We start from the raw sequence: 12,660 nt of genomic DNA, 5'->3' as shown, positions 1-12,660 counted from the left end.
AAATTATGTAAAATAGGGCATAAATCGATATAAGTTTTTGGACATTGAACAACACATAATAGACATTTCGTCGGTTTTTTGCAACATAAAACAGACAACGCGAGATATTTCTACCGTCTAATTTATGTCTTTTCCGTATTTTTAGTATCTTTGCTACGCAACAATCCCACACGATGAAATATCTGAGAAATCTGCTGTTCCTACTGGCAATAGGCATGTCTGCAAACCTTTCTGCCCAGTTTGCAACGGGCTATCAAAACATCATTGTAGGCGAAAACAATTGCGTGATGAACATCGTGCAAGACCGTGACGGCATTATTTGGGTGGGTGCCGGCCATGGGCTCTACAGTTATGATGGGTATAATTGCATCTTCCATCGTCTCACCAATAGGTCGGGAACCAACTTCAACACCTACTGCATTGCTGCCCATGACGGCTATATTTATTTAGGTAGCGACCAAGGACTCTTTATCTACGACCGTCTCCACGGTTCGCTCTCACAGCCGGAGTCTTCTCAAAATAAGGATATACGCACCATTGTGACCAGTGGACGCACGCTCTTCCTTGGCTGTATGGAGGGACTTTTCACCTATAATCTGGATAATCACTCCGTGCAACAGCTTTGTCCGACGTTAAAAACCGTCTATTCTCTGCAACTCACGCCTAAAGGAATACTGGCAGGCTCGTTCTCTGGACTACACATGGTGCGGGGCAATAACTACACCACATATCCCATCCACGTGTTCGTAAACTCATTGGCTCACGACCAAGGGACACGTTATTGGATTGGTACCGAAGGCAATCTGCTTAGTCTCGACATTGCTTCCAACCGTTTTGAAACCTTCTCCCGGCTCAAGGGAAACAGCATCAAGTCGATGGCGAAAGACCGACGGGGCCGTCTTGTCATAGGTACCGACAATGGACTTTATGTCAAGGAGGGAAGCAAATTGAGCCATTTTGTGCACGACTCCGGCAATCCACTCTCTCTGGGCAACAATATTATCTGGAGAGTGTTCATCGACAAACAGCAGAACCTGTGGTTAGGCAACGAGGCCGGCCTGTCGCTCATGCACGCTGCACGGCAATTCAAACGCTATCGCATCGACGAAATGATGCGTTCCAACGAGGGCAACTACCTGCACGAGCTCTACATTGACCGCCGGGGCACCCTCTGGGCCGGGGGTACCAACGGTCTCATCCGCTATTCCACGGGCAGGGGAACTGCCCAAAAGGCGTGGTTCAGACAGGGTAACACGACGCATCCGCTCTCCCATAACCGCATACGCAAAGTGTATGAGGATCCACAAGGAGACATTTGGGTGGCCACCGATGGCGGTATCAACCTCTATCGTCATGCCAAAGACCAGATGCGTAATTTCGTTATTTACAACAAGAACAAGCGGCATAGTGCACGTTGGGCATACGATATTTTCCTCGATTCACGGCAGCGGCTGTGGGTGGCAGCCTACGATGGCGGCATCTTCGTCGTGAGCAAGCAGAAGCTCCTCGCCTCCAATGGCGAATGCGTCGCAGACGAACACTATACCGATGGCCCCCATGGCCTTTCGGGCTTTCATGTACAAAAGCTCCTTCCCACCCATTCGGGCACCGTCTGGACAGTGTCGAACGGTGGTATCGACATCATCGATCCTGCCAGACACCGCGTTACCCATGTTACAGACAACTACGCAAACTGTATTCTCGAAGACCGCCGGCATCGCGTCTGGATGGCCTACGATGGTGGAATCAAATGCTACGATGCCCCCGATAAAGCACCGGTGACCTACGATTTCTCGGGTTCTGGTTTCTATAAGAACATTGTCAGCATGCAAGAAGCCGACGGTCGCATCTGGGCTTTCAGCCGCTTCAACTGCCGTGTCATTGATGACAACGGGCATGTCAACATCTTCCGACTGCCCGACATCGGGGTGTCGGCCAGCTGTTATTCCCCGCTACGCCATGAGTTCTATGTGGGAGGCACCGACGAGATGGTCACTTTCAGTCCCCAAATAGTGTCACAACTCAACGCTCATCCCCGATTATTGCTCACGAATATCAAGGTCAACAATACCAATTTCTCCGATTATCACTACGATGCGCGCTTTATAGACAAACTGCAACTGAAGAGTTCCGAGAACAATCTCACCCTCAACTTCACCGATATACCTTATAAGAATCAGGTAGGATTGCTCTACGCTTATCGCCTCAAGGGCAGCAGCGATACATGGTATCAGCTCGATCCCCGTTCGTTGGAACTCAATTTTGCCGGGCTTCCCCATGGCAGCTATGAACTGGAGATAGCTGCTATCGATGGATTGGGCCATCCACTGGCCACAGCCTACCGTCTGCCCATCTGCATTCTTCCGCCATGGTATCTGGCGTGGTGGGCCAAGTTGCTCTATCTTGTCTTCACATTGGCCCTTGTCTTAGGCTTCCAACGCTATATCCGCGTGCGCCGGAACCTGACCAGAGAACAGCAGGAACGACAGTCCATCCTCGAACAGCAAGAGGCCCGCAACCGTTTCTTCCATCAGCTCTCACGGGAAATGAAGACGCCTATAGCCAATGCTTTCATTGGTGTTGGGCAGCTTCTTGAGCATACGCACACAGACGAAACCATTCGCCGACTGGGCGTCATCCAGCAGGCCGCCACCCAGATGAACACGCTCATACGCCATGCTTTCGACCTGAACAATCACGAGAAGACGCAGCCAAACGACCTTGTCGTCCACGACATTGACCTCAACACCTTCTGTCAGCAAATGGTTCGCAACATGCAGCAACAGGCTGCACGGCGCAACATAGAGTTGCAGTTTGAGGCACCCGAACGGCATCTGCACAAAAACATAGGCATTGTACGTTTCGACGCTATCATGTACATTCTGCTGCGTTTTGTCGTCAACAACACCATCAGCAACGGCCATGTCGTCATGACACTTGCCTTAAAAGAGGATCGGCTGCTCATCATCCTCACTACAGACCGGCCCAAGTTCACCGAAAACGATGTACAGCACATCTTCGAGCGCTATCCGGCCAATCATGATTCTGCCGGCAAAAACGAGAGCAACACCGAACTCTATCTTGCACGCGAATACGTACAAGCCATGCAAGGCGAGCTCTATACCCGCTGCAACAACGAGGGCGGAATCGACTTCTGCCTCTCCATTCCGAATGGTGACACTCGTCAAGCCATCACGAGCACAGCCATGTCGGCAGACGTTACGGAGAAGACCACGGCCAAAAACGAGGTGGACAATCGACTCATGAACGACATTACGGCCACCATCGAGAATCATATCATGGACTTCGACTTCAATGTGTCCATGCTGCAATACGAACTTGGCATAGGCAATAAACTGCTCTACCGCAAGGTGAAACTCCACACGGGCCAGTCGCCCGTGGAATACATTCGCAACATCCGCATGAACCGGGCAGCCCTGCTCCTCAAGGAGGGCAGGTTTTCCGTTTCCGAAGTGATGTATATGGTCGGTTTCACCAATTCGAGTTACTTCTCAAAGTGTTTCCAAAAGTCCTATGGAACCACGCCGACTAAGTTTTGCAGACGCAGTCGCCATGAACCCCTTGAAGGCAAAACGAACAAGCATTGAACAAAGTGTAGGGACACACCCAGAGTGTGTCCCTACTTGTAAGTCGCGGGTATAGGGTTTTGACAGGCCCCCTTTACCCATAAAATTTTGCCGAAAGGCCTGTTTACAGTTTCGACAGGTCCACCATCTCGCCGTGCTTCACGCGCCGCTCCTTGATGAGCTTCAGGAGCTTTTGCTTGCGCTTGGGCTGGATGAGGCGGCGCACAAAGATGTTGGGGATGGCCACACCTGCAGCAATAAACAGGATGACGAGGCTGGCATGGATGGCGTGGTTAAAGGCCACCGTGAGCTCGCCAACCACACCCGACATGTCGATGAAGGCAAAAAGCGACCGGTACATCAGCACACCGGGAATCATAGGAATGACACTTGGGATGGCGATGACCTGGTGAGGGATGTGGTGCCAATGGGCCGACCGCGTGGCGATGAGGCTCACCAAGGCCGAGCCGCAGAACGATCCCACGATGAGTCCCATGTCTAAACCGATGTTGCCGTTGCTGGGACCGAGGTTCACGAAGTTGCGCGTGCACACGGCGATGATGCCTGTCACGGCCAGCACGGGTAGTATGCGGGGAGGCGTGTTGTAGATGGTGGCGAAGCCCATAGCCGAAATTGCGGCCGCCGCGGCAAACGTCAGGTAGTCGTGATGAGGCGTCATGCTCAGGTCTTTCACGAAGTTGTCGATGCCGCACACCTCGATGGCGAAAGCGATGCCAAACGACATGGCCAGCACCATCATCAGGGTAATGACGGCCCGTGTGATGCCCACGCGCACGTAATCGCTCAGCATATCGCTCACGAAATTGATGAGCGGCACGCCCGGCACGATGTAGAGCGTGCAGGCCATCAGCGGATGCCACGGCGTGGACGACAGTAGGAACCCGGGCGCGGCGGCCGCAATCTCCGGCCGCAGAGAGAGCCAAGCCAGCAGCCAGGCCACGAGAGTGGACACGAATGCGCACACGCCGATGTTCACATACACGTTCCAACCCATCTTGCCCAGCCAGCCTTTCAGGCGGAAGCCCAGCATGGCGGCGATGGCGGAATAGAAGAAAGCCGTCCAGTCGCCGCCGAACTGGATGCAAAATCCGCCGCAGGCCAGACCCACGGCCAAGGCTGTGAGCCAGGGCGAATAGTTCTTCTTCACGTGCTTCAAGGCCTCCAACTCTTTCTCGTAACGGTCGAGCGACCAGTCTTCGCGGATGGCCGTCCAGAGCATTTTGCTTACTTTGGAGATGACCGTGTACTCTATGTTGTGCTTCGCGCAGCGTTGATACTTGGAGAACGAGTGGTTCTTGTCGCTCAGGTTCACCATAATCATGTCGAAGTTCAGATAGATGTGCACGTTCTCTTCGGGCAGTCCCAGATAGGCTTCGCAGCGTTCCATGTTGCGCATGATGCGCGGACAGTCTGCATTGCTCTGCATGAGGAGGCAGCCGGTGCGCACCAGAAGGTCGAGCTTGTGCCGCAGCAGATGTTCGTTGTGATGGTTCTCTGATTCCATTATGCAAAAAAGAGGAGGATTAATATCTGTATCGTGATGATGCGAAGGAACATTGCAAACGGGTACACCGTGGCGTAACCCACGGCCGGCGTGTCGCTCGTCGTCAGCATGTTGGAGTAGGCGAGGGCGGGCGGATTGGTGTTGCCGCCGGCCAGTACACCCATCAACGTGTAGTAGTTCAGGTGCAAACCGTAGCGGCCTATGAGCCCGCCCAGCAGGATGGGCACCACGGTGAGCAGCAGTCCGTAGCCTATCCAGGCCAGGCCTTCGCCGCCGGTCAGCGTGCTGAAGAAGTCGGGGCCGGCCCCGAGTCCCACGCACGCCAGGAAGATGGCGATGCCCATTTCGCGCATCATCATGTTGGCACTGATGGTGTTGTAGGTCACCAGATGGTAGCGTGGACCGAAATAACCCACGAGGATGGCCACGATAAACGGGCCGCCGGCCAGGCCCAGCTTGACGGGTTGGGGTATGCCGGGGATGATGAGTGGCAGGTTGGCCACGACGCAGCCCAGGGCAATGCCCAGGAAGATGGGGATGAGATTGGGATAGTTGAGCCGCTTGAGCGAGTTGCCCAGCATCTTGCTCACGTGGCCGATGCCCAGTTCCGTGCCCACCACGGTGAGCTTGTCGCCCAGCTGCAAACGCAGGTGGGGGTAGGCCACGAGGTCCACACCCGACCGGTTCACACGCGTCACGGTGACGCCGAAGTTGCCGTTCGCGTTGAGTTGTTCCAGTGTTTTGCCGTTCAGCTCGGGGCGCGTCAGGAGCACCCGGCGCGACAACAGCTCCTGTTCGTAGGGGCTCCAGTCCAATTCTACCGGCATGCCCACCAGGGCCGTAATGGCATCCACGTCTTTCGGAGCGGCTATAATGAGCACGCGGTCGTGCAGATGCAGCTCGGTGTGACCGTTTACCACAGCGTTGTGCTCCGTGTCGTCGTGGGGCACGATGCGCGAAATGACGAAGCGGCGCTTCACCAGCTCGCGCACGTGTTTCACGGTGGCGCCGTCGATGCGCTGGTTAGTGATTTCGAGCGTGAACTGTCTAACGGTGAGCTGCTCCAGATGGCCCAGCCCCCGTTCGGCCGCTTGCTCCTCCTCGGTGGGGCGTATGCGCAGGATGTAGCGCAGCAGGATGAACGAGAGAATCACGCCGATGACGCCCATCGGATAGGCCAAGGCGTAACCCATGGCGATGTCGGGGGCCTCGACGCCCCGCAGTCCGAAGTAGGCTTGCTGGGCTGCACCCAGTCCGGGCGTATTGGTGACGGCTCCCGAGAAGATGCCGGCCAGGGCCGTGATGGGCGTTCCCGTGGCAAAGTGGAGGCCCACGGTGAGCGCCAGTCCCACCGCAATGGTCGTCACAACAAGCATGTTGAGCGACAGTCCGCCTTTCTTGAACGAGGAGAAAAAGCTCGGGCCCACCTGCAAACCAATGGAGTAAACAAAGAGCACCAGCCCGAACTCACGCAGGAAGTGAAGCAGGTTGGGGTCGAGGTTCATGTTGAAATAGCCGAATACGATGCCGATAATCAGGACCCAGGTGAGCCCCAGCGACACGTTCCTCACCTTGAGCTTGCCCAGAATCAGCCCGAGGGAGATGACCAGCGACAGGATTAAGAGGGAATGAGACACGCCGCCTCCCCAGTATTCGGGGAAGCCTTCGAAGAGATTTCTCAATAATTCCATGATGCGTTGTGCAATATATGATGTGTGATGTGTATGTGCGCGGGTGCTGCCGTTACGTTTTGTCGTGCAAAGGTACAAAGATTAACACACATTCCGCCCCCTGCGGCCGACTTTTTGTGCAGGTACACACAAAATCCGGCCACGCTCTGCACCACGCGCCGCCATCACCCGCCGGCATGGCCATCCGGACATGACGGACAGTCCCCCGCACGTTTGCCTTTGCACGGCGGAGGTACGGGGGATGTACGGTTTCATGGTGGCGGCACGGCCATGGCGGCATCATCGCCTTGCGATTGCGCCGTCATCGCAACGTGGTTACGGCGTAATCGCAGGGCCTTTACGGTGTCGTCGCGTCGCGTTTGCGGCCTTTTCGCACGGCCGTGGCGGGGCCATGGCTGCCGGGCTACAGCTTGATGTAGATGTGCCGCCGCCAGAGAGGGTACCCCATCAGGGTGTGCACCGCCACGAAAAGGGCGGCGTAGGCCGCGCTGGCCCAGTAGCCATTGGCCACGATGGCGTGAATGCCGTCGTATGCGGCGGCCTTGATGCCTGTGGCTCCCAGGACAATGGCGATGGCCTCGCTGGCCACATAGAGGAACAACGGGTTGGTGCCGAAGATGAGAGTAAGGCTCACCGCGGTGCCCTGCCGGGGCCGGAGGGTGCCCGTGGGTGTGGCCGCGGTGTGGGGTGCGGGCCGACGCCACAGGTCGACGAGCAGGATGAGCAGGGCCTGCAGCAGGGCGGCGAGGCCGCAGCTGAGGCAGACGTATGAGGGGCTCCACACGCGCTTGTTGAGCGGCAGCAGGGGGGAGAGGGCCAGACCGACCACTGCAAGCACAGTTCCGGCCGCCGCGAAGCGCATCATCGACCGCCGGGCGGCAGGGCCCGCGCCGTCGCGCCCGGGGCCCAGGGCCCAGTGGGCCACGTAGAAACCCGCGAGGGTGTGGGCCACGGCAGCGAGGGTAGAGACCAGCCCTTCGGGGTCCACGGGCGACTTGTGGTAGAGATGGGCATGGCCCAGCACCGCCTGGTCCACACGCGACAGCAGGTTGATGGCGGCATCGTAAGCATAGCCTTGGCCCATGAGCAGCAAGGCGCCGTAGGCGGCCAGCAGTGCGGCGATGATGGCGGGCATGGCCCGAAAGCCATGCAGCCACCGCTGGCAGCCTACGGCGATCAGGGCCGTGGCTCCGTAGCAGAGGGCTATGCGCTGCATCACGCCCATGATGCGCAGGTGCGACAGGTCGAACGGACGACCGCTGCAAGCCATGTCGAACCAGTTGATGGCCAGGCCGATGACGAAGAGCAGCAGCGTGCGGCGCGCTATCTTGCGGCCCAGACGGGCTGACCAGACGAACTGCGTTTTCCGCAGACTGAGGTAGGTGGACACGCCCATGATGAAGAGAAAGAAAGGGAAGACCAGGTCGCAGAGGGTCATTCCGTTCCATCGGGAGTGCTGGAGCTGGGCGAAAATCTGCTCGCCCGCCCCGTTGTTGACAAAAATCATGAGCATCACGGTGAGCCCACGAAGCACGTCAAGACTGATGAGACGCTGGGAGGACATACGGGTTATGGTTGGGTTGGACATGGGGTTGTGTGGTGGTTTTGGACATAACAACATGTGGTTTTAGACATAACAACATATTTTACATATGGCTGCGCGGTGGGGTTAAAGACAGAGTAACATAATAACATGGGGCTGGCGCGGTGAGGTTAAAGACAGAGTAACATAATAACATGGAGCTGGCACGGTGGTTTGGAGGGAGCAAGTTCTTGTTTTGTTTAATGAAAAGGCGTGGAGGGGCTGTAAATTCGGTGCTTACGATTAATGTTAAGACCGTCCAGACGGCCGAAATTGAAGAGCAAACCATCGTCGAAGCCTGTGGCTTTATTCTTATTGCGCAGCCATCTGTTATTATGTTACTATGTCTTTAAACCATGTTGCTATGTCTTTAAACCTCACCGCGCGGCCTGAATATCGTCGAGCATACGCAGGGCTTCGTGGGCCATGTCTATGGGCGAGCCCACGGGTTGGGGCGAGTAGGTGTTGTGTCGGAGAGTCCAGGGCTCCTCCAAGGCATACCAGTCGATTTGCGGGCCGGCCGGCATGGCGAGGGCAAAGAGCTCTGAAGAGGTCTTCGTGGCGTTGGGTCCGCCACCCAGTGCGTCGGGGTCGGGCAGGGCGTTGCGGGCCATCTGTCGGGAGAGCGCGTCGAGATAAGTGTGCCAACGCATGTAGTAGAAGTCGGCGAGCAGCCCCTGCCACTCCTTGTGGGCATAGTCGCGCAGGCCGCCCTGGTCGGCACACGCGCGGTTGCCCCACGTGGTAATCTGCACGCGGGCGTTCCATTCGTAGAGGTCTTTCTCCGCGGGCGTGGTGCCCAGACTGCGTGCCGCCTCGGTCCAACGGCCCAGGCGGAACTCCCGGCGGGTGCCCAACAGCCGGTCCTGCATGAGCAGGAGTCCGAGGAACCGGGCCGAATCCCGCGAGAATGCCCGGCGGTCGAAGCCGTTGTAATCGGCTATGGCGTGCAGGTAGACCTGCCGCGCCTGGTCGTCGATGGCCTGGCGCACGATGTCCACAAGGTCGTATTCATAGTTGTTGTTGCCCTTGAGGCGGTCGGCCGCGGCCGCCATCAGTCGGGCTGCTTCGAGTGTAGCCGAAGGCTCGTAGTAGTTGCGCATCTTCGACCAACTCTTTACCTGAAAGTTGTTGAGCGAGGGCCGCCCGTCGAAGATGCTCTCATGGGGCCCCTGCTGGTTGTTGCCCGCAGGACAGTTGTAGATGGTTTCGGCCAGCAACTGCCATGCCTGCTGGGCGTGCGGGTCGTCGGTTCCATAGCGTGCCTTGACATATCCGCGCACCCACTCCGTGCGGAAAGTGCGCGCATCGGCGGCCTGGGCTACCTCGTCCGTGCGCCAGGGCAGTTCGCTCATCAGCTCGAACATGATGGGATTGTTCTCCGAGCCCTCCATGGTGAAGCCTATGCCGCGCAGGTGTCGGCGGGCCTGCTGCAGCGGCGACTGCGGCGACGTGGCCAGACGGAAGTTGCCAATGAGCTGGTCTATGCGGCCGTGCAGCCCCACGTTGCCCCCAAAGTTCTCGAGCATGCAGAAGAGCCAGTCGTGTTGCCCGTAGCCCTCGGCGCGTTTCCAGATGGAGGGCGCACCGAACATGGGGCGACATTCGGAGAAGAGATCGAGCACGGTGAGGCTGCCTGCGGGCAGTCCGTCAGTCATGGCGGGGCGTGGATTCTCGGTCCATCCCTGAATCACCCAGTTGGCTTTGGGGTTCTCGCGCTTCATGGCCGCCATGAGCTTGCGGCCCGCCTGGGCGTAGTCGATGTAAACGTCGTCGCTCGTCTCGTGGAAAGGATCCATGGAATAGTAGTGCGACTTGCCGTAGAGGCGTGTCTGCTCGCGGTAGTACAGGTCGGCAATCTCGTCGAAACGCGGGTCGGTGGCACTGAGGTTGGCCGGGCGAACATAGCCGTTCCATGTGCCGCCGGGCGTCACGTCGAGTCCCAGTTTCTGCTTGGCATCGTGGGGCATCATGCCGCAATAGCCGGGCAATACCGGCTCCATGCCCAGTTCGCGCTCGCGTTGGAGTATGCGTTTTTGCAGGGCTTCCTGCTGCCTGTACCACGAGTCGGGCAGCGGTCCGCCCCAGCCCTCGAGGTTGTTCATGGCCCACCAGGCCAGAAAGGCAGGGCCCGCAATGAAGCGGTTCACCTCGTCGCGGGTGTAGCCCAGCCTAAGCAACATGTTGCGCCAAACCACTTCTTCGCCCACGATGGCCAGCGGCATGTTCACGCCGTGCAGGGCCATCCAGTCAATCTCCTGCTGCCAGCGGTCCCAGTTCCAAAAGGCCATGGAGTAAGAAAAGGTGCAGTAATTGAAGTCGTAACGCTCGGCAAGGTCGGTCTCCCGGCGCACGGGCCTGGCTATGCGGGGCAGTCGGGCGGGCAGCTTGGCGGTCATATTGTTCCACGAGAGGTGGATGCCGGCATGGTATTTCAGGTACCAGTTCAGGCCCGAAGCGATATTCACCCAGGTGTTGCCCTTGATGCACACCTTGTCGCCGGCCTGTGAAAGTTCAAAGAAGTCGCGGTCGGAGGGTTGTAGCACGGTCTTGAACTTGCCGGCCGAGCCGGGGGCAATGCGGCCGATGAGCCGGTCCACGGGGTTGGCCTGTGCCAAAAGGGCACAGCAACAGCAAAGGAAAAGCAGGAGTCGTTTCATTGTCTTGAGGGTTGATTGACGGCAAAGATAATGAAAAAACTCGGCTTTTCCCTGCGTTTGCACCGCTTTTATGCGGATTTTGCACCGTGTTTCTGTGGTTTATTCCTGCGCTCCGCAGTTGTGGTAGACAATCTGCCGGGTGGCGCCGTCACGGGGCAGTCGGATGTCTTCGAGCCGTACATCCTGCGCGTCGTCGAAGACCATGGCCGGGCGAAAGTCGGCGTCGGCCAGCGAGAGCCCCACGTTTTTCAGGCTCAGTCCCCGCACGTGGCGCACGTAAAATCCCCATGAAGGCAACTCGCCGAACATGGTAAACTCCGGGTAATCCTTGATGCGCTCGGGCACACTGTCGAGCCGCCAGAGCGGCAGATAGGCCATGCCCTTGGTGGCGCGACCGGGGCAGACGATGCGAATGTTCTCCAGCTCGACATCCTCGATGCAGTTGCCCGGGATGCCGCAGATGGGCGAAGGCATGGCGTTGTGGAAGAAGTCGACCTCCGGGCCACGCAGGTCGTAGTCGGCATCGGGCCGTCCGAAAGGCACCTGCACGAAGACATCCTTGAGCCTGATGTGGCGAATGGCCCCCGGCCGCTGGCCGGCACGCTGCCCCAGACGGATGAAAATGGGGTTGCCTGTATTGGTGGCCACTACGTCTTCCACGCTCACGTGTTCGATGATGGCTCCGTCGACACTCTCGATGGCAATGGCTGAGCGGAACGTGTCGAGCACGCGAATGTGGCGGATGCTGACGTGACGGAAGCCGCCGTAGGAGCCCGTACCGAACTTAATGGCACTGGCCGAGCTGCGTATTTCGCAGTGGCTCACGTCGATGCTGTCGTTGCCGCTGTCGGGATTGTACGATTTCAGGCAGATGCCGTCGTCGGCGCTGTTGATGCAGCAGCCGGTCACGGTGACGCGTTGGCAGTCGGTCAGGTCGATGCCGTCGTTGTTCCAGTAGGCGCGGTTGTGGAGGTCGATGCCGCGAATGGTGATGTTTCGGCTCATGTTGAACGAGAGGCCCCAGTTGGAGCTGTTGCGCAAATGCAGCTGTTCAATGCGTATGCCGTCGGTTTCGGCCAGATAGAAGAGGGTGGGGCGCACGAGTTCGCTGGGGCGCATGCGCCGTGTGTTGTAGTGGGCGTCGACGTAGGCACCGGCGTGGTGCAGGCTGTCGGCCGCGAGGGCAAGGGCCAGTCCCTGCCCGTCTATTGTGCCCTCGCCCGTGAAACTGATGTTGCGGGCGCGGTGGGAGACGAAGAGACCCAGGTGTGCATTGTCCATTCGGTCGGTCTCGCTGCCCGAATGCGCAGTGACGTTGAAGTAGTCGAAGGGTGAGGTGCTGCCCAGAATGGTGGCTCCTCGCTCCACGTGTACAACCACGTTGGAGCGCATGTGGATGGATCCCGTGAGGTAGCACCCGTGCCCAAAGACGATGCGTCCGCCGCCCTCCCGGCTCACCCGGTCGACGAGTTGCTGGATGGCCGCGGTGTTCATGGTGGTTCCGTCGCCTACGATATGGTACTTTTCGGCTGCGTAGTCGCGTGCCGCAGCGGTCTGAACCAGTAGGCAGAGCGCGGCGGCAAGGGTGGTCAGGGCTTTGATGCGCATGGTGGAG

General features: G+C 58.0%; 6 protein-coding genes. 1 reads left to right on the top strand and 5 read right to left on the bottom strand.

What is annotated here, in order from left to right:
- The first annotated feature begins 173 nt into the window (after positions 1–173).
- The gene (locus L888_RS0105165) at positions 174–3,608 is read left to right on the top strand and encodes a two-component regulator propeller domain-containing protein (protein WP_027952107.1); all 3,435 of its coding nucleotides are present in this window, start codon (positions 174–176) and stop codon (positions 3,606–3,608) included.
- Positions 3,609–3,711: 103 nt separating this feature from the next.
- Here the strand turns inward: L888_RS0105165 and L888_RS0105160 are convergent, their stop codons facing one another.
- From L888_RS0105160 to L888_RS0105135, 5 genes are all read right to left on the bottom strand, one after another.
- Positions 3,712–5,112 (bottom strand): threonine/serine exporter family protein, encoded by a 1,401-nt coding sequence (locus tag L888_RS0105160; protein WP_005846253.1) that lies wholly within the window; start codon positions 5,110–5,112, stop codon positions 3,712–3,714.
- Entirely contained in the window at positions 5,112–6,803 is a 1,692-nt protein-coding gene (locus tag L888_RS0105155; protein ID WP_027952106.1) for a putative transporter, read from the bottom strand. The genes L888_RS0105160 and L888_RS0105155 overlap by 1 nt, the downstream gene beginning before the upstream one ends.
- A 403-nt stretch (positions 6,804–7,206) precedes the next feature.
- Positions 7,207–8,391, bottom strand: coding sequence for an acyltransferase family protein (locus L888_RS0105150; protein ID WP_245594827.1), 1,185 nt, complete (start codon positions 8,389–8,391; stop codon positions 7,207–7,209).
- Positions 8,392–8,762: 371 nt separating this feature from the next.
- On the bottom strand, positions 8,763–11,045 hold the full coding sequence (locus L888_RS0105140; protein ID WP_211234597.1) for an alpha-N-acetylglucosaminidase: 2,283 nt from the start codon (positions 11,043–11,045) through the stop codon (positions 8,763–8,765).
- Between the two features lie 99 nt (positions 11,046–11,144).
- Entirely contained in the window at positions 11,145–12,653 is a 1,509-nt protein-coding gene (locus tag L888_RS0105135) for a glycoside hydrolase family 28 protein (protein ID WP_044248696.1), read from the bottom strand.
- Positions 12,654–12,660 lie beyond the last annotated feature (7 nt).

The sequence above is a fragment of the Hallella seregens ATCC 51272 genome, assembly GCF_000518545.1.
Taxonomy (GTDB): domain Bacteria; phylum Bacteroidota; class Bacteroidia; order Bacteroidales; family Bacteroidaceae; genus Prevotella; species Prevotella seregens.
Note: the sequence above shows the minus strand (reverse complement) of the source record. Positions and strands in the feature narration are given on the sequence as shown.

Excerpts from the sequence above, each read along its gene's own strand:
- L888_RS0105155 (WP_027952106.1), bottom strand. The coding sequence starts at position 6,803 with ATGGAATTATTGAGAAATCTCTTCGAAGGCTTCCCCGAATACTGGGGA.
- L888_RS0105140 (WP_211234597.1), bottom strand. The coding sequence starts at position 11,045 with ATGAAACGACTCCTGCTTTTCCTTTGCTGTTGCTGTGCCCTTTTGGCA.
- L888_RS0105165 (WP_027952107.1), top strand. The coding sequence starts at position 174 with ATGAAATATCTGAGAAATCTGCTGTTCCTACTGGCAATAGGCATGTCT.
- L888_RS0105135 (WP_044248696.1), bottom strand. The coding sequence starts at position 12,653 with ATGCGCATCAAAGCCCTGACCACCCTTGCCGCCGCGCTCTGCCTACTG.
- L888_RS0105150 (WP_245594827.1), bottom strand. The coding sequence starts at position 8,391 with ATGTCCAACCCAACCATAACCCGTATGTCCTCCCAGCGTCTCATCAGT.
- L888_RS0105160 (WP_005846253.1), bottom strand. The coding sequence starts at position 5,112 with ATGGAATCAGAGAACCATCACAACGAACATCTGCTGCGGCACAAGCTC.